16 protein-coding genes are annotated in these 17408 nt (G+C 52.7%); 11 read left to right on the top strand and 5 right to left on the bottom strand.

Annotation, left to right across the window (positions count from 1 at the left end; all coding sequences use genetic code 11):
- Positions 1-52 precede the first annotated feature (52 nt).
- Positions 53-964, bottom strand: coding sequence for a muramoyltetrapeptide carboxypeptidase (ldcA, locus tag O9K67_RS10690; RefSeq protein ID WP_061496544.1), 912 nt, complete (start codon positions 962-964; stop codon positions 53-55).
- A gap of 100 nt (positions 965-1064) precedes the next feature.
- Between ldcA and emtA the strand changes: the two genes are divergently transcribed.
- The gene (emtA, locus tag O9K67_RS10695) at positions 1065-1676 is read left to right on the top strand and encodes a membrane-bound lytic murein transglycosylase EmtA (RefSeq protein WP_061496542.1); all 612 of its coding nucleotides are present in this window, start codon (positions 1065-1067) and stop codon (positions 1674-1676) included.
- Here the strand turns inward: emtA and ycgR are convergent, their stop codons facing one another.
- Positions 1677-2408: a flagellar brake protein YcgR gene (ycgR, locus tag O9K67_RS10700; RefSeq protein WP_061496540.1), complete on the bottom strand. Its 732-nt coding sequence runs from the start codon at positions 2406-2408 to the stop codon at positions 1677-1679.
- A gap of 213 nt (positions 2409-2621) precedes the next feature.
- Here ycgR and O9K67_RS10705 point away from each other — a divergent pair, with 213 nt between their 5' ends.
- A complete protein-coding gene (locus O9K67_RS10705; protein ID WP_061496538.1) occupies positions 2622-2873 on the top strand; it encodes a GlsB/YeaQ/YmgE family stress response membrane protein in 252 nt (83 codons plus the stop codon).
- A 181-nt stretch (positions 2874-3054) separates the two neighbouring features.
- Here the strand turns inward: O9K67_RS10705 and O9K67_RS10710 are convergent, their stop codons facing one another.
- Positions 3055-3834 carry an SDR family oxidoreductase gene (locus tag O9K67_RS10710; RefSeq protein WP_061496536.1) on the bottom strand — a complete coding sequence of 260 codons (780 nt, stop codon included), beginning with the start codon at positions 3832-3834 and terminating at the stop codon, positions 3055-3057.
- 109 nt (positions 3835-3943) lie between these two features.
- On the opposite strand from O9K67_RS10710, the gene O9K67_RS10715 reads away from it, so the two are divergent.
- A complete protein-coding gene (locus O9K67_RS10715; RefSeq protein ID WP_061496534.1) occupies positions 3944-4294 on the top strand; it encodes a winged helix-turn-helix transcriptional regulator in 351 nt (116 codons plus the stop codon).
- A gap of 141 nt (positions 4295-4435) precedes the next feature.
- Here the strand turns inward: O9K67_RS10715 and O9K67_RS10720 are convergent, their stop codons facing one another.
- Positions 4436-4903 carry a nuclear transport factor 2 family protein gene (locus O9K67_RS10720; RefSeq protein ID WP_061496532.1) on the bottom strand — a complete coding sequence of 156 codons (468 nt, stop codon included), beginning with the start codon at positions 4901-4903 and terminating at the stop codon, positions 4436-4438.
- An 89-nt stretch (positions 4904-4992) separates the two neighbouring features.
- Here O9K67_RS10720 and O9K67_RS10725 point away from each other — a divergent pair, with 89 nt between their 5' ends.
- Positions 4993-5571 (top strand): TetR/AcrR family transcriptional regulator, encoded by a 579-nt coding sequence (locus O9K67_RS10725; protein WP_061496530.1) that lies wholly within the window; start codon positions 4993-4995, stop codon positions 5569-5571.
- A 47-nt stretch (positions 5572-5618) separates the two neighbouring features.
- On the opposite strand, the gene O9K67_RS10730 is transcribed toward O9K67_RS10725, so the two are convergent.
- Positions 5619-7319: an alpha,alpha-trehalase gene (locus O9K67_RS10730; protein ID WP_061496529.1), complete on the bottom strand. Its 1701-nt coding sequence runs from the start codon at positions 7317-7319 to the stop codon at positions 5619-5621.
- A gap of 1005 nt (positions 7320-8324) precedes the next feature.
- Between O9K67_RS10730 and O9K67_RS10735 the strand changes: the two genes are divergently transcribed.
- The 7 genes from O9K67_RS10735 to tssA are packed head-to-tail and all read left to right on the top strand — an operon-like array spanning position 8325 to position 17341.
- Complete coding sequence (locus O9K67_RS10735) at positions 8325-8819, top strand: hypothetical protein (protein WP_061496527.1); 495 nt, start codon at positions 8325-8327, stop codon at positions 8817-8819.
- A 24-nt stretch (positions 8820-8843) separates the two neighbouring features.
- Positions 8844-9350, top strand: a complete 507-nt coding sequence (gene tssJ, locus O9K67_RS10740) for a type VI secretion system lipoprotein TssJ (RefSeq protein WP_061496524.1) — start codon at positions 8844-8846, stop codon at positions 9348-9350.
- Between the two features lie 24 nt (positions 9351-9374).
- Positions 9375-10718, top strand: coding sequence for a type VI secretion system baseplate subunit TssK (gene tssK, locus O9K67_RS10745; protein WP_061496522.1), 1344 nt, complete (start codon positions 9375-9377; stop codon positions 10716-10718).
- 17 nt (positions 10719-10735) lie between these two features.
- Complete coding sequence (locus O9K67_RS10750) at positions 10736-11974, top strand: DotU family type VI secretion system protein (RefSeq protein ID WP_061496520.1); 1239 nt, start codon at positions 10736-10738, stop codon at positions 11972-11974.
- A 2-nt stretch (positions 11975-11976) separates the two neighbouring features.
- A complete protein-coding gene (gene tssM / locus O9K67_RS10755) occupies positions 11977-15588 on the top strand; it encodes a type VI secretion system membrane subunit TssM (RefSeq protein ID WP_061496518.1) in 3612 nt (1203 codons plus the stop codon).
- Positions 15589-15605: 17 nt separating this feature from the next.
- Positions 15606-16316 (top strand): type VI secretion system-associated protein TagF, encoded by a 711-nt coding sequence (gene tagF, locus O9K67_RS10760; protein ID WP_061496516.1) that lies wholly within the window; start codon positions 15606-15608, stop codon positions 16314-16316.
- Positions 16317-16327: 11 nt separating this feature from the next.
- A complete protein-coding gene (tssA, locus tag O9K67_RS10765) occupies positions 16328-17341 on the top strand; it encodes a type VI secretion system protein TssA (protein ID WP_061496515.1) in 1014 nt (337 codons plus the stop codon).
- Positions 17342-17408: the final 67 nt, after the last annotated feature.

Here is a 17408-nt window from a genome sequence, read left to right on the forward strand (position 1 = left end):
ATTTATAATAACGGCAGAAACAACGTTTTAATAAGGGCATTAAGCGCTTTTTTTATACCGACATCACGGGATGACCCGACAGGGTCAGTTGAGATTTTTCAGCATGTTGCAAAACAGCGTGGGCGCCTAACGGTAATGTAACGGTTTGCGGCTCATGTCCAAACGCCAGTCCGGTGATCAGCGGAATGTCCAGCCGCGAACGCAGATATTCAACCATCGTAGTAAGATTGTAGCCTGCATCGTACTCGTTGGGTTGTGCATGGGAGAAACTGCCGAGCACCAGCGCGTTTTGTCGCGCCAGAATGCCAGCCTGCAACAGTTGCAATAACATCCGCTCCACGCGGTAGGGGTGTTCATTAATATCTTCTACCACCAGAATGCCACCTTCGATTGAGGGCAGCCAGGGCGTACCCACGAGCGACGTTAGCATGGCCAGGTTTCCCCCCCAAAGCTGGCCTTCAGTATGACAATGCGGACCTTCACCTTGCCACTCCACGGTATAGGTTTTATTGCGCAATGCCCGCCAAAAGTGTTCAACGGTGAATGCGTCCTGCGGCTCTGCGCCAAAGTTACCCGCCAGCATTGGCCCACTGAAGGTAATCACATTGCCCGTGGCCAGCAGGCCTAACTGAAAAGCTGTGAAGTCACTGTGACCGCAAATCAGCAGTGGCTGTTGCTGCTGTCGTCCCGCTATCGCCTGCCAGTTAACCTCGCTCAGCAAGCGGCTGGCACCATAACCGCCACGTACTGGCATAACAATCACATTCTCGCCGGACAATTGCGCCAGCCCATTGAGATCGGCAAGTCGTTGTTCGTCGCTTCCGGCAAAGCGCTCGCAACGGCGAGTAATCACCTGCTGATTACGGACATGATGTCCCTGTTGTTCAAGCTGTTTAATGGCGGAGGCGGCTGCCTGCTGATTGATGCAATACCCGGAAGGGGCGATCAGGTGGAAGGTGGACATGGCATTTCCTTGCTGACATCTATAGCGAAACAGTTATCATGCCGCTTACCTGTGTCGTTGTCATCCGCAGTGATGAATACCCCGAATAAGGATTGCTGGTGTGAAATTGAGATGGTTTGTTTTTTTAGTGGTCTTACTGGCCGGATGTAGCTCAAAGCAGGATTACCGTAAGCCGGACTGGAACCCGGAAGTCCCGGTGAAACGCGCGATGCAGTGGATGCCGATAACCGAAAAAGCCGGCGCGGCATGGGGCGTAAGCCCGCGGCTCATCACCGCCATGATCGCGGTCGAGTCAGGCGGCAACCCGGATCTGGTGAGTAAATCCAACGCCGTTGGCCTGATGCAGTTAAAACCCTCTACCGCAGGGCGTGAAGTGTATCGCCATATGGGATGGAGTGGGCAACCGTCTACCAGCGAACTGAAAAACCCGGAGCGCAATATCTCGATGGGAGCAGCCTACCTCAGTATTCTCGAACATGGGGCGCTGGCTGGCATCCGTGATGAGAAAGTGATGCAGTATGCACTGGTCGTTTCCTACGTGAATGGCGCTGGTGCGCTACTGCGAACGTTCTCTTCCGACAGAAGCGAAGCAATTGAGGAAATTAATGATTTGAGCGCAGACGCCTTCTTAAAACATGTGGTGGATAACCACCCCGCGCCACAGGCGCCGCGCTATATCTGGAAAGTGCAAAAAGCGATGGACGCGATGTAATTATCGCACCCGGCTGGCGCGTTCGCGCGCCTCACGCTCCAGGGCAAAAATGATGCGCTGGAGTTCGCGTTCCACGCCCGGACTGACATTTAAAAAGCGAAAACTGAGACGTGGAGTGCTGATTGTTTCGTTTTTGCCGTCCACCACTTTACGCTCGCCGATGGCGATCAGTTGTGCATCAAAATAGAACTGTCCCCAGGATGCCATATCCAGTTCAATCTTTGTAAAGCGCATCCCCGGTGCCAGTATTTCAGGTACCGGGCCTTCCAGTAATGCGCCCATCCCGCCCAGGGAAAGATCGTAGAGGCGAAAGCGAATCTCTGATTTATCGGGCAGTTGCGCCTTACAGAAGTAAGCCGGATGCAAAGGGGCGATGATGCGGAAATATTCCCGGCGCTGGATAAACCATAATGTCTCTGGCAATGGGGTAAGAAAGGCCGGTAAGGCCTGATAATCTCCTGCCGAAAGCGAACCCAGCGTAAATTCGACTTTTGCACCCTGCGTTTCGGCTGTCACGGTGACTTTCCCGGCGCGCTGTACCGCATTATTTTCGTAATCCTGACTACCAAAATCCATGATCAGTTCTTCCGGATTCGCGTCCAGTATTTTACTGATGAACTGACCACCGCCCCAAGTGATGCAGACAGGCACCTGGTTTTTCTGCAAATCGCGCAATACCCCCAGCACGGCCAGCGGATTTTGTTTCAGGAACTGCTCACTGTAATTGCTCACGCCGAATGGCTCCTTGATGACTGACACACCTTCGTTGTTATATCGGCATTTCATCGGAGAACTTAATACAAACCAAGACAATTTTTTTTAAGTCAGATTTAGATTAAGTCCGTGAGAAGAAAATGCTTTTACCATCGCCAACTATACTGTAGTCAACGCATCACCATTGTGGCTAGTGCGCTTAAACGAGACGAGTAAAAGGAGTTGAATAATATGGGTATTCTCGCGTGGATTATCTTTGGTCTGATTGCAGGCGTTATTGCCAAATTCATTATGCCTGGGCGGGATGGCGGTGGGTTTATTTTGACCTGTATTCTGGGGATCGTTGGCGCTGTGGTGGGCGGCTGGCTTGCCACCCGGCTTGGCTATGGCGGAGATATCACGGGGTTTAACTTACACAGTTTTATTGTTGCCGTAGTCGGTGCCATCGTGGTGCTGGCGGTGTTCAGATTGTTGCGCAGATAGTGTAACGCCCGTTTCACAACCCGCCATGTCTTGTCTGAACATTCAACCATAGCGGTAGTCTTTCGCTAAAGACGAGTCCTGGCCAGCGATATTCGTGTGGTTAGCGCCGCATGGGTATCCACCTGGCCAATTTTCCATGATGATTTAAACGCTGCAGCTCTGGCCGCAGCGTCCTTTCTGCTTACACGGTTGGAACCGTGCCGCCATCAATGATGTACTCCGTCCCTGTGATCGTTGCTGCACGGGGTGAACAGAGGAACAGGATGAGATTGGCGACCTCAATGGGTTTTGATGGACGCCCTATCGGTATACCTCCGAGCGAGTTCATGATGATCTTTTTCCCACCTTCATAATCGGTTCCTGCCTGCTGAGCGAGCCGCTCGGCCAGGGCTACTGATGCTTCTGTTTCGATCCATCCGGGCGCCACACGCAGCACGCGAATACCTTTTGGCGAGACTTCTTTCGACAGACTTTTACTGTAAGTCGACAGTGCTGCTTTCGCCGCCGCATATCCTGTAGTCGATTCGGGTAAAGGCAGCACGCGCTGGATTGATGTGATATGAATAATGACACCGGCCCCTTGATCGAGCATGCCAGGCAGCAATGCGCGATCCAACCGGACGGCTGGCAGGAGATTGAGATTCAGTTCCTGCTGCCACTCTTCTTCCCCCAGCACTGCGAATCCGCCACCTGGCGCTGTTGAACCGCCAAGCACATGAACAATGATGTCAACGCCGCCCAATCTGGCCTTTACCGCTTCAGCCACCTGGCGGCAACCTTCGACGGTTGTCAGGTCTGCGGTGACGAAGTGATCCGCTAAGGTGTCATCAGGTTGCGTTCGTGCAGTGGTTAACACCTTCGCCCCTTGTTCGTGGAGCAGGCCAACCACCGCTTTGCCGACACCTTTGGTGCCCGCTGTCACCAGCACGCGCTTTCCTTGTAATTCCAGATTCATGGTCATCAGATGATCTCTCCGGGCAAGGTTATTTACCCTTTGGTTTGTGATGCGGTCATCTTCGCCATATAGTGTGAAATCATCAAGAACGCACGAAAAAGTGAGTAACGGCCTAATGAGTAAGATTTATACCCCCGACACAGCTGCACTTGGCGTAGAACAGGTACTTCGGCTTCTGGAGGGGCGGTGGAAATTGGTCATTTTGTTTCATCTCTTCGACGGAAAGGTGCAGCGCTACTCCGATTTTGGCAGGCTCATCCCTGGTATTTCTCAAAAAATGCTGAGTCAGCAGCTTCGGCAACTGGAAGCTGACGGGATCGTATCGCGAAAGCTGTATCCGCAAGTGCCACCTAAGGTCGAATATCGCCTCACGGAGTGGGGGCAAGCGCTGTGCCCTGCGCTCGATTCCATGCTGAAATGGGCAGAAAAACGGGAAACTTTGCAATCACCTCCTGAAGCCTCATAACGACTGTCGGCTGTTTGCCGGACGGAAAAGAGGAGACGCCAGCCTTCCACTCACCTTTGGCAGAGGGAAAGCTGCGTTTACTGACTAACGTAAAATAGCGCTACTGTAATAACGATTAAATTGAGACACTGGCGAGATGTTCTACAAACCCAGTTCACTCAGACCTGGGTGGTCGGCAGGGCGAGGTCCCAGAGGCCAGTGGAAGAGACGTTCAGATTCGTTAATTGGCAAGTCATTGATACAGGCGTAACGGCGTTGCATTAAGCCATCAGCGGCAAATTCCCAGTTCTCATTACCGTAAGAACGAAACCAGTTGCCGGAATCATCATGCCATTCATAGGCGTAACGAACAGCAATTCTGTTTCCCTCAAAAGCCCAGAGCTCTTTTATCAGCCTGTATTCCTGCTCTTTTTTCCATTTACGTTGCAGAAATGCTTTGGCTTCGTCGCGGTTTTGAGCAAATTCAACGCGATTGCGCCATTGGGTATCCAGCGAATAGGCAAGGGCGACACGTTCCGCATCGCGGCTGTTCCAGCCATCTTCAGCCAGACGGACTTTTTGAATGGCAGTTTCACGCGTAAATGGGGGCAATGGCGGGCGATTATTCATAGCGAGCTCCTTTTGGATGGTATGTAGACAGATCTGTCTACCAGTGTTAATCTGGACCTCCAACATAAACTTGTCAACAGTCACTCACGATGAACGTTAAAACAGACATACCGGAAAAACGCAGTGCGAAAGAGAAAATCGTGCAAACCGCGCACGAACTCTTTTATCAGTACGGAATACGGGCCACTGGCATCGATAAAATCATCGAGTGCGCGCAGGTAACGAAAGTGACGTTTTATCGTCATTTCCCCAGCAAAAATGCCCTGATCCTGACTTATCTGGAATATCGACACACGCTTTGGATGGACTGGTTTAACACGACGATGGCCAGGCATATGCAGGCAGGTAAGGGCAATATCCGTGCGCTACTTGCCACATTGCAATCATGGGCGGATGCGCCTGATTTTCGCGGGTGTGCATTTCTGAATGCCACATCAGAAATGGGTGAAGCGTTACCTGATGTTGTACAGATGACCCGCATGCATAAGCTTTCGGTTGAGCAGGCATTAGGTGTTCACTGGAATTGTGCCGATCCGGCGCGGCTTGCAGCCAGTGTTATGGCGTTCGATGGTGCCATTATGCATATGCAAATGGGCAGGCCAGCGAATGACGTTCTCGCTCAGTTGAGTATGGTTTTAACCACACTGTTTCATGACGAGGAGATGTGATCTCTTCCTGAAATCGGTACGCAGCTCAGGAAGAGATCAGGGCTTATTTATTGCGCCACTTTTTGGGGAGCAGGCGCGGCCTGCGCCGGTTGTTGAGTGGGTTGCGTTTGCGGTACGTTGTCACACGGTTTTTCTTTAGGGCACACTAAATCAAGCATTTTCAGTGTGACGCCATTGGTCCAGCCAAAACCGTCCTGCAACGGATATTCGCCACCACCACCGCCGGTTCCGGTGCTGCTGACATCATATTTCTCGACCAGTTTCTTCTCGCGATCGTAGGTGTGCTGCACATTGGTGAGAAAACGCCAACTCACGTCCATCGCCAGTTTCTGATGATCGTAGTTTTGCAGGCCCGCTGTGGCTATCCATTGGAGCGGCGCCCAGCCATTCGGGGCATCCCATTGCTGCCCGCTACTGACAGTGGTGGTGGAAACACCGCCTGGTTTTAACAAACGCGCCTGCGTAGCTGCGGCGACTTTATCCGCTCTGTCCTTGGCTGCAGCATTGACAAACAACGGGTAGAGCGTGGCTGCCGTTAACTGATTACGCACTTTTTTGCTCTTCAGATCGTAGTCTGCATACCAGCCGTCTTTATCGTTCCACAGATTGGCTTCAATGGCTTTCTGCCGTGCTGTTGCCAGCGCTTCATACTGACTTGCTTTTGCCGCATCGCCAGAGAGTTGCCAGCCGCGGGCCAGTAGTTTTTCCATTTTAAACATCAGAGCATTCAGATCGACGGGCACGATGCTGGTGGTGCGGATAGTCCCGAGCTGGTTGGGATTGTCCATCCAGCGAGAGCTGAAATCCCAGCCGGACGCGGCCGCAGAGCGTAAATCACGGTAGATGTCAGTAGCAGGGCGGTTAGGGTTATTTTTTGCGGTGGTAACATCATCAAGCCATGACTCAGGACGTGGTGTGTCCCGATCGTCCCAATAGCGATTCAGTATCGAGCCATCGCTCAGTTTTACTACGCGTTTATTGGCCTGACCTGCTTGCAGATTATCGACGCCGTCCATCCAGTAGCGATACTCTTTTTCCATCTGAGGCAGGTAGGTTTTAAATGCTTCATCGCCGTCATGGGTAGCGAGCAACTCAACCATCAGGGCAAAGAAAGGGGGTTGTGACCGGCTTAGATAGTAACTTCGGTTGCCGTTCGGAATATGTCCCCACGTATCGATTTCGTAGGCGAAGTTGGTCACCATATCTTCGATTTTGTCCCAATGACCGCTTTCCGCAAGGCCTAGCATGGTGAAGTAACTATCCCAATAATAGACCTCACGGAATCGCCCGCCTGGAACCACATAGGGCTTCGGCAGTGGCAGCAGCGAGTCCCATTTACCTGCGCTGTTGGTTGTACGCGTTAGGACGGGCCATAATCCGTCAATATGTTCACGCAGGGTCTGGCCGGCTGGCGGGACATACTCTTCACCGTCTTTGGGCAGTGTAAAGTTCACATCTACAAAATGGCGTAAATCAAAACTGGTTTGATTTCGCTGCATGCGATAATCCGCGAGGATCATCAGCGGATCGCCATTAGGTACGGCATCAGCGAAGGTTTTTTGATCCGGAAACAGTTTTGCGCTTTGCACGTCGCTGAACAGAGGTCCAAGTAGAACATCCGGCGGCTGCGGGGGGTTTTGTGTTTGCTCTGCCATCGCCTGAGGTATGGCAATAAGCAATGCCGCACCAAACGCGAGTTGCATCGCCAGCAACAGGGAGCGCGGATGTCGCAATACAGGTCTTGTCATCGATTATTCTCCTTAATGGTACAGCGGTGCCGCTGTCATCAGCCTTGCAGAAAACCTTAGTCGAATATCAGATGTATAGCGTGTCGCGTTTGGCATTTTGCGCTCTTCCAGATAATTTACCCGTCTGGTTATGAACAGAAAAAAGCCGCACACATGAAAGGCGGCGTCTTTTTGCCCAACAAGTGCCGCAATAATGGTCATTCATAGGCAATTCGTTTGGATATATTGTCCACAGTCAATCTTAATTGCTGCTCCAAAACAGGCTGAAGCCTGTGTCAGGTCAATATGGCTGAATGGATTCGTTTATTATTTCTTTATTTGGATGTAGCGTGACTTAACCATTTGGCGGTAATTGCAACCTTTGTCTGTGTATAAAGAATGTTTCAATGAGGAACAGTCACGCAGGGGACTATCTATGGAGGAAATGGCTTTCCTTTAGGTAAATATATTTCAAAAAGTATCCAGAAAATAACTGTAATAATCCAGTTATGTGACTAATCCATACTATTAATCAGGGGAATGGACTACCAGATATTGTAGTTTTTTGGCGCTCCGCTGTTTTTTAGGATTCATCCTATCTCAAAATTCACGCTATCCACTACCGTTAACTCATTAGAAATATCTATTAATTATCATAATGTTATAAGTTGCTTTCTATACATGGTGAATTCATCCAGGAAGTTTGCTTTAGTGTGATGAACTTAAGCTAAACTCCTTCTTGGGAATAATCCTATTTTCTTGAAAAATTAAATAATACCATTTCGACAGATCGGATTTCGTATTGAATAGAATTATCTGTTCTGTAAAATCGTGTCACGATAGTCAATGAAAAGTAATATTATTGCAGCCTTGTCTCTGACAAGACTCGTGCGGTAGCTATGCCTTTTTATTCATTATCAGAGCGTTTAGCTGGACAAGGATAAGGGTGATTCGGAGCCATCCGAATGAGTCTTTCCAAAACGCTCTTGTTTAACACAGTAATATATTTGCAATGGAAAAAACTCTATGAACATGCGAATGGTATTGGCTCTTCTTTTTGTCTTCAGCGTTTCTGCCTGTAAAGCACCTCCTAAACCCGCTCCTACCGATGACACTATTGTCACCAGCGAAGTGAACGGTGTGACCCTGACTCACCGTTATGCGGTTCTCCCGCCAAAAGAGTTCGAACCCGTTAAACAAGACTATCGCGCGTTATATCCCGCGTCGCTGATGAGTACGCCAGATTTCGGCGGTAAAGTTATCCGTCAGCTGACCGCCGGAAAAACCTATGTCGTTCTGGGGCAGGTTGAACACTTCTGGTTAGCGCTGGCCGATGAAGGGCAGGAAGAGCTGATCGGTTATGTCCCGATGCGTGCGGTCGTGAAAAGTGAACTGTACGACGAAACGCTGCGTAAAGATAAAAAACGCCGTGTGATTCCGAAAAAACAAACTTGCGTCTCTGTCGATGGCAGCAGCAAGGCCTGCAAAAACGCGAACTCTGGAACCTGGATCATCGACTAATCCAGCTGTGACGAGCGCCAAGCTATGAATAATAACTTTGTTGTACGCCAGATTGCCCTGGTATTTTTCTTTGTGCTGGCCACCCTGGCCAGCGGTTGTGGTTCTTCTTCACACAGCGTGCCTACCAGCTATAACCTTCAGTTCAGGGCTCATCCGCAAATCAATGAGTCCGCCCCTCTTAAAGTCAGGGTGTTGCTGTTGAAATCGGATGCGACCTTTATGTCCGCCGATTTCTGGTCGCTGCAAAACAACGCAGATAGCGTACTTGGCGCCAACCTGCTGAACAGTGATGAATTCTTCCTGATGCCCGGTCAGCTTTCAAAAACGCTGAGCGGGAAAAGCGCGCCGGAAGCTCGCTACATCGGCGTGATGGCGGAATATCAGTCGCTTGACGGCAAAAAATGGCGGATGTCCTTACCTCTTCCTGTCCAGGGAGATACTCGCTTCTACGAATTCTGGAAATCGTCGTCGGATGAGCTGGAAGCCAATATCTTCCTCGACGTCAATGGGATCCGCGTGATTACCAGATAGCGCCAGCCTTAACAGGAAAACAGTATGAATAAAGCAGAAAAGGTCGTGTGGACCGAAGGTATGTTTCTGCGTCCTCATCACTTTCAGCGTGCGGAAAGCTACTTGCAACACCATATTCGTGAGTGGGGGACACTGCAACGCCCGTACCTTTGGGGCTACCTTGATATCGAACTGGATGATGCAATGCTTCGCCAGGGCTGTATTGCACTGAGCTACGCCAGCGGTTTGCTGCCGGATGGTACATTCTTCTCTTTCCATGATGCCCGCCAGGCGCCCACACCGCTTGCCATCCCTGACAACATCAGCAATGAACGTGTGGTGCTTGCGCTACCAGCTCGTCGCGGCGGTCGTGATGAAGTCATTTTCAGCGAGGAAAAAGACTCGCTGGCGCGTTATGTCACCTGGGAAAGCGAAGTGGATGACGATAACGCCCTTTCGGTGGGGCCGGCGGCCGTGCAGTTCGGACGTTTACGCCTGAAACTGATGCTGGAAAAAGATCTCAGCGCCGAATGGACAGCCATCGGCGTGGCGCATGTGCTTGAAAAACGCAATGATAACCACATTCGCCTCGACACCCGCTACATTCCGCCGATGCTGAACGCAGTAAATAATGCGCCGCTCTTCGCCATGATTAATGACTTGCAGAGCCTGCTGACCCAACGTAGTCAGCAGATCGGTCAGCGTCTGCGTCAGCCGGGCCGCTTTAATACCTCTGAAATGGTGGAATTCACGCTGCTGGCGTTGATCAACCACCACGTTGGGCTGGTTGCGCATCTGAAAACGCTCCCGTCAATCCACCCGGAAGAGTTATGGCGCAGCTGGTTGGCGTTTGCCACCGAGTTGACGACCTGGACGGCCTCACGCTCGCCGGATGAGACGTTGCCAGTATATGACCATGATGACCTTGCAGGCTGCTTTAGTAAATTGCAGTTGATGCTTCGTCAGGGGCTCTCGTTGGTGATGGAAGAGCATGCGATCCAACTGCCTTTGACCGAGCGTACACACGGGTTGAATATCGCTACGCTGCCCACAACTACCATGGCGCGGGAGTTCGGTTTTGTTCTGGCGGTAAAAGCCAGCGTGCCTGGCGAAATTCTACAAACCCATTTCCCTGCGCAGATGAAAGTGGCACCGGTGACGAAGATCCGTGATTTGGTCCAGCTTCAGCTACCTGGTATGAAACTGCGCACCATGCCTGTTGCGCCGCCGCAAATCCCGTGGCATGCCGGTTATAACTATTTCGAGCTGGAAAAAGGCGGCGAACTCTGGAACGAAATGGAGAAATCCGGGGCTTTCGCATTGCATCTTGCAGGTGAATTCCCGGGTCTTGATATGGAGTTTTGGGCCATCCGTAGCCCGACTGAATAATACAGCGAGCATACAATATGCAGGAACAACAAGCCTCCGGCAGTGATGCCGCTCTGGCAGGAGCCAGCGGGAATAATCCTCTGGTCGCAGCGGCGAACCCGCTGCTCAATGCGATACCGCAAATCCGCCATTCGGTTTCTCATGATGATCAGGCGGGTCTGCGTCAACATTTGATTGATGAGATCCGCCGTTTTGAAGTGCGCTGCCAGCAATCTGGTCTGGCTTACGAGGTGATCGTTGGTGCGCGCTACTGTTTATGCACCGCCTTGGACGAAGCTGCAGCGCTTACGCCGTGGGGCAGCCGTGGAGTCTGGTCAGGCAGCGGCTTGCTGGTGACGTTCCATAACGAAACATGGGGCGGCGAGAAGTTTTTCCAGTTGCTGGCGAGATTGTCGCAAAACCCCCGCGAACATATCGCTCTGCTGGAGTTGATTAACTTCTGCCTGCTACTCGGTTTCGAAGGGCGTTACCGCGTGATGGATAATGGCCGCACGCAACTGGAAACCATTAAACAGCGCCTGTGGCAAATGATACGCGGTGTCCGCGGTAACTACCCGCCTGCGCTGTCACCGCATCCGGAAGATCAACCGGTGATGCGTAAACTGTGGCGTCCTGTTATTCCGTTATGGGCATGCGCCGGACTGGCGGGCTTCCTTGCTTGCTTGTTCTACATCGTACTGAACTGGCGCTTGGGTGACAGCACCAATCCGGTACTGGCGAAGATCTATCAGACCGCGTTGCCGGAAGCCTCCATCCAGCAGCCAGCGCAGAGTGTGCCGCCAGTGCTGAACTTGCGTGCATTCCTGCGCCCGGAAATTCAGGCAGGGTTGGTCGCGGTTCGTGACGAAGCGGATCGCAGTGTCGTGACCTTAAAAGGGGATGGCCTCTTCGCTTCAGGTTCGACCGTTGCCCGCGATAGCTATGAGCCGGTGATTGACCGGGTTGCGCAAGCGATGAATAACGTCAGCGGCAGAGTGTTGGTGGTGGGATACAGCGATAACGTACCAATCCGCAGTGCGCGTTTTGCCTCGAACTATGAATTGTCGCTGGAGCGTGCGCGCTCGGTGCAGTCACTGCTGCAAAAACATCTTTCGCGTCCGGAACGGGTGAAAGCGGAAGGCCGAGGGGAGATGGATCCCGTTGCGCCCAACAACAGTGCAGAAAACCGCGCTCGCAACCGTCGTGTGGAAATTACTTTGCTGGTGTCGCCGGATAACACGGCCGCCGAGCTGAACGGACTGCCGCAAGGAAACTAAGGATGAATATGTTGCTTTCATTGCTGACTAACCGCATTTTGTGGGGTTTCCTTGGCGTAACCGGGCTGGCTGCCGTCATCTGGATGATTGGCCCGCTGCTCTCCGTTGTGGATTCCCGACCGCTGGAGTCAGAGCAAAACCGCATGATTACCATTGCGGTGATGTACCTGATTTGGGTGCACAGCCATATTGTGCCGCGTTTGTACAACGCATGGCTCAACCGCAAGCTGATGGACAACCTGAAAAGTGAAGAGGCGAAAGATCCCACCGAGCGCAAACGCCTGACTAACGAAGATCAGGTGCTGAATGAGCGTTTCGAAGAAGCGGCTCAGGTGCTAAAAAAAGCCCACTTTAACCAGCCGGGGCAACGCGGGCTGTGGACTCAACGCTTCAGCACGCAATATCTCTATCAACTGCCGTGGTACGTCATTATCGGCGCGCCGGGTTCAGGTAAAACCACGGCGTTGGTTAACTCCGGTTTACAGTTCCCGCTGGCGGATCGTTTCGGTAAAACCGCGCTCCGTGGTATCGGTGGTACGCGCAACTGTGACTGGTGGTTTACCAATGAAGCCGTGTTGCTTGATACCGCAGGGCGTTATACCACCCAGGAGAGTGAGCAGGCGCAGGACGCAGGTGAATGGCTCAGGTTTTTGGGGTTGCTGCAAAAATATCGCCGTCGCCAGCCAATTAATGGTGTCATTGTCACCATCAGCATCGCCGACCTGTTGACGCAGTCGGCAGAAGCTTCCCGCGAGCAGGCGCTGAATTTGCGCCAGCGTCTGACCGAGCTACATGAACAACTGGGTATTCGCTTCCCGGTATATGTGCTGGTCACTAAGGCCGACTTGTTAAAAGGTTTCCGTGCCTATTTTGCTGGTTTTGATAAAGCGCAACGCGACCAAATCTGGGGCTTCACTTTCCCTTGGGAGAAAGCAAAGCTGGCGGATTTTGATCTGCAAGGGAGTTTTATTCAGGAATTCGCCCTGCTGCAGCAGCGTCTTGATGCTGCATTGCCCGATACGCTGTTACGTGAAAGCGATGCACAGGCGCGTGCGGAATGTTTTCTGTTCCCGCAGGAGTTTGCCGCTCTGCGTCCATTGCTGTCTGATTATCTGAACGCTATTTTCGCCCGTTCCAATTTTGAGACCGAATTCTCGCCGCGCGGTATCTACTTTGCCAGCGGAACACAGGAAGGTCTGCCATTTGACCGGGTCATGGGTGAACTGAACCGCGCGCTGTCACTGCCGCAGGGTAAATCCGGCGATAACTGGGATTCAGTCAGCAAAGATGAGCCGGTGCCTGGCGGAAAAGGGCAGAGTTTCTTTATCAAGCACCTGCTGCAAAATGTGATTTTTCAGGAAGCGGGAATTGCCGGGCAAAATCGCTGGTGGGAGTTGCGCAGTCGTGCCGTCATCTGGTCCGGTTATGCAGCCTTGCTGGCGCTGCTGATTATTATCAGCGTGCTGTGGTTTACCAGTTACGGCAACAACCGGGATTATCTTGATGAAGTTCAGGCGAAAGTCCCGGCGCTGGATCAGCAAATCAAGGCGTTGCGTAATCGTCAGCAGGGCGATCTGTTTGCGTTGTTACCATTGCTCAATGGTCTGTCTGAACTACCGCAAAGTGAAGCCTTTGATATCAATAACCCACCCGTCACCCGCCGTATGGGGCTGTATCGCGGTAATGATGTCGCTGATGCCTCGCAAACGCTCTACCAGAAAGCCTTACAGCAGATGTTGCTGCCGGAAGTGGCGATGCGCATTACCACCTGGCTACGCAACGATAACGGTAGCGATGTGGAATACAGCTATGAAGCGTTGAAAGCGTACCAGATGCTGTATCAGCCGAAGCATTATGACGGCAAGTTCCTGCTCTCCTGGGTGATGCTTAATCTGCAGCGCAACTTGCCGCAAAACGTTACCAACGCACAGATTAATCAGCTTGAATGGCATCTGCGACAATTGCTGGAGCCGCAAATTCAATCGTCGCCTTATGCCAAAGACGACGCGCTGATCGCCCGTGAACAGGCGATGATTAACCAGCAGCCGTTGTCAACGCGCGTTTATGGCCGTCTGAAACGTCTGCTGGAGCGTGACGACAACCTTAAACCGGTATCGCTGGCAACGTTGGGTGGCCCGCAAAGTGAACTGGTTTTCTCACGTAAAAGCGGTAAACCAGTCGGTGAGGGGATGCCTGGTCTCTATACGCCGGATGGCTACTGGAATGTTTTTAATGCGCAGATCGTCCCGGTCACCACCGCATTACATGAGGATGATGCCTGGGTACTGGGTTCCACCACGCAGCCGGAAGATAAGCAGCAGACCGATAATGCCGTCCGACAGCTGTATGCCCGCGACTTCATCACATTGTGGGATGGCTTCTTAAGCGATATTCAGCTTAACAACAGCGCTGACCTGAACCAGCGAATTAATACTGCGCGCCTGCTCTCTGGTAATAACTCACCGCTGCGCCGTCTGGTGATGAACCTGAGCCAGATGCTCAAACTTACGCGTGAAGAATCTGACGACAGTAAGGACAAAGCACAAGAGAGTGGCAACCGCGGTACGCAGATGCTCGAAACTTTGTTCAGTAATCACGACGGTGCAACTGCGGTGACCAACGCTGCGGCAAGTCAAACGCCAGAACAGCGGGTGACGGAGCACTTCGCGCCGATCATCGAACTGGCGCAGCCGCTGGAAAAAGGCGGCAAAACCATTGTCTTTGATGATTTTCTGAAACAGGTGGATGAGTTGTATCGCTATCTTACTGCCGTCCAGGATGCCGCCAATAGCGGTATGCCACCGCCTGGCGGTGAAGCCATCAGCCGGTTACAAGCCAGCGCTGGACGTTTGCCGGGGGGACTGCAAACCATGTTCAGTAATATGGCGGTTGGTGCGAGCAGCGATACCCAACGTCGGGATCTGGAAAATGTGCGTAAGCGCATTAGCGTCGAAGTTGGCAGTTTCTGCCGTCAGGCGATTGCCGGGCGCTATCCGTTGGTACGTTCCGCCAGTACGGACGTCACGCCCGACGATTTGGCGCGCATGTTTGCACCAGGTACCGGGCTCATGGATGTGTTCTTCCGCGACAACCTGACAAATAAAGTCGATACCACGCAGTCCAGTTGGCGCTTTATGCCGGGTATTGATGGCAAAACCCTGCCAGGTAGCGAAGGGGTGCTGGTGCCGTTCCAGCAGGCGCAATCTATTCGCGATGCTTTCTTTGCCAACGGTAGCGCGACCCCGTCATTCCGTACCACGGTACGTACGGTGCGAATGGATAACACTATCCTTACTATGACGCTGGATGTCGACGGTCAGATCTTGCGTTACAGCCACGGTCCGCAGGCAGTTCAGGTCGTGAGCTGGCCTGGTACTGGCGGAACCAATCAGGTGCGTATGCAATTAGGCCTGACCAACGGCACTACCGCGACGCTGGTCACGAATGGGGCCTGGGCACTGAATCGCTTCTTTGATAAAGCGCGCGTCAGCCCTGGCAGTAGCAGCCTTAGCCGCCAGGCAACATTTACGGTTGACGGGCATCAGGTCACGCTGGAGTTTGCGCCGAACAGTATCCGCAACCCGTTCCAGCTTCCTCGCTTCGCATGTCCTTGAACTGCAAAGGAACGCCAATGACTACGACTTCTGCAATTAGCTGGTATGGAAAACTGCCCAGTGCGGGCGATTTTTTACAGCGTCGTTTTCCGGACGCGCTGCAGCGTCAGTGGTCCCACTGGTTTCAGGTGGGGCTAATGACCTGGCAAAAAGAGGAACAACGCGCAAGCGACAGGCAGTTCGGTAATGCACCGATCTGGAATTTCGTTGTGCCGCCGATGCTGGGAGGCCAGCAGGTGCAAATGGGCTGTTTATTACCAGGACGCGACAGCGTCGGGCGGCAGTATCCGGTTTGTGCGCTGATGGCGATTAATCCACTGGAGTGGTCGCCGCGTCATCTGGCGCAGGCGGGTGACTGGTATCAGCAACTTGGGCGGACCTTATTGCATGCCGTACGCAATGGTTACTCCCCGGAGCAGCTTGATCAGGCGTTGTTGTCGATCCCCCCAGTGCAGTTGGTGGAGCCGGAATCACGCTCGGAAATTCTGGACGTGATTGGTTACGAAGGCGATGGCGAAACGTCCATTGGTTGGCGACAAGCCGCTGAGTGTTTTGATCCGCTGCGCCAGATCAGTTTTTGGTGGACCAACCGCAGTGACGGTTACCCGCTTTACACCCATGTGCATAGCGGCAATTTTACCGGCCAGTTGTTTACGCTGTTGTTTGATCCGGCTGGGGGTGCAAGGCCTGGACGCCACGGTCTGTACCCCCCCATGTTTGAAGAATAAGCAGGTTGCGGATGACGATTGAATCTTTACTTACTCCGGTCAGTCCGGAGCAGCCTTGTGGTGAAAACCTGGAATACGACGCCGACTTTCTGGCAATGGAACAAGCCAGTCAGGGAAAGGCCGAGCAACAGTTTGGTAGCACAATCATTCCGGCTGAACCGGCAGACTGGAACCGCGTTGAGAAACTGGCCACCAGCCTGTTGGAGCGGACAAAAGATATCCGGGTGATGTTGGCGCTAACCCATGCATGGACCCGGCGTCGCGGTCTGGAGGGGTATGCCGACGGGCTGATGCTGCTGGGCCAGGCACTGGCGCTATACTGGGATCATTTGTGGCCCTCGCTGAATGATGGCGGCGAATTTGACCCGTTCTACCGAATTAACGCGCTGGCGGCGCTGAGTGACAAATCGGACCTTACCGCCACATTGCGACAGGCCACTTTGCTGCGCAGTAATGGTGATGAGCTGAACGTGCGTGATGCGCAGGCGTTGTTGGACGGAAGCAAAACCGAATGTGCGGGCTATCCGGGCGGCCGGGTGCGTCTGATTGATGAGCTAACGCGTGGCGGTCAACCGGGCATTGAAGCTATCGGGCAAATCGAAGGGCGTTTGCAAACGATCCGTTCATGGCTTCTGGAACAACTTGGCGAAAGCGGGGTGCCGGAAATGGAGCAATTACTGAAAACCGTCGGGATCATTGCTGGCGTTAGCCGTGCCCCCCATAGCGACGCATTACAAGAAACGCAGGAACAACCGGCGCAAACACAGAGTGAGCCGCGCCCTGTTGCCACTCCACTGCCCGCGATGGCGGACTGGCGTAGTGCGCAAGTGACTACGCGGGCGGATGCGCAACTGATGCTGGAAAAAGTGAAGCAGTATTTCACCCAGCATGAGCCGAGTCACCCCGCGCCGTTAATGATTGACCGCGTGCAGCGGTTAATCGAACTGGATTTTATGGAGATTATTCGCGATCTGGCGCCCGATGGCGTGAATCAATTGCAAAACATCTTTGGGCGTCAGGACTGACGCGTACCGCGTTATGACCGCAGGCGTGTCGCCTGCCGTCTAACCTTCACCGCGCATATTCGATGGA

This window comes from Kosakonia oryzendophytica, assembly GCF_027886705.1.
In the GTDB taxonomy this organism is placed as follows: Bacteria; Pseudomonadota; Gammaproteobacteria; order Enterobacterales; family Enterobacteriaceae; genus Kosakonia; species Kosakonia oryzendophytica.

Coding starts and splice junctions, on each gene's coding strand:
- ldcA (WP_061496544.1), bottom strand. CDS start 964: ATGTCCACCTTCCACCTGATCGCCCCTTCCGGGTATTGCATCAATCAG.
- O9K67_RS10705 (WP_061496538.1), top strand. CDS start 2,622: ATGGGTATTCTCGCGTGGATTATCTTTGGTCTGATTGCAGGCGTTATT.
- O9K67_RS10710 (WP_061496536.1), bottom strand. CDS start 3,834: ATGACCATGAATCTGGAATTACAAGGAAAGCGCGTGCTGGTGACAGCG.
- O9K67_RS10715 (WP_061496534.1), top strand. CDS start 3,944: ATGAGTAAGATTTATACCCCCGACACAGCTGCACTTGGCGTAGAACAG.
- O9K67_RS10720 (WP_061496532.1), bottom strand. CDS start 4,903: ATGAATAATCGCCCGCCATTGCCCCCATTTACGCGTGAAACTGCCATT.
- O9K67_RS10725 (WP_061496530.1), top strand. CDS start 4,993: ATGAACGTTAAAACAGACATACCGGAAAAACGCAGTGCGAAAGAGAAA.
- O9K67_RS10730 (WP_061496529.1), bottom strand. CDS start 7,319: ATGACAAGACCTGTATTGCGACATCCGCGCTCCCTGTTGCTGGCGATG.
- O9K67_RS10735 (WP_061496527.1), top strand. CDS start 8,325: ATGAACATGCGAATGGTATTGGCTCTTCTTTTTGTCTTCAGCGTTTCT.
- tssJ (WP_061496524.1), top strand. CDS start 8,844: ATGAATAATAACTTTGTTGTACGCCAGATTGCCCTGGTATTTTTCTTT.
- tssK (WP_061496522.1), top strand. CDS start 9,375: ATGAATAAAGCAGAAAAGGTCGTGTGGACCGAAGGTATGTTTCTGCGT.
- O9K67_RS10750 (WP_061496520.1), top strand. CDS start 10,736: ATGCAGGAACAACAAGCCTCCGGCAGTGATGCCGCTCTGGCAGGAGCC.
- tssM (WP_061496518.1), top strand. CDS start 11,977: ATGAATATGTTGCTTTCATTGCTGACTAACCGCATTTTGTGGGGTTTC.
- tagF (WP_061496516.1), top strand. CDS start 15,606: ATGACTACGACTTCTGCAATTAGCTGGTATGGAAAACTGCCCAGTGCG.
- tssA (WP_061496515.1), top strand. CDS start 16,328: ATGACGATTGAATCTTTACTTACTCCGGTCAGTCCGGAGCAGCCTTGT.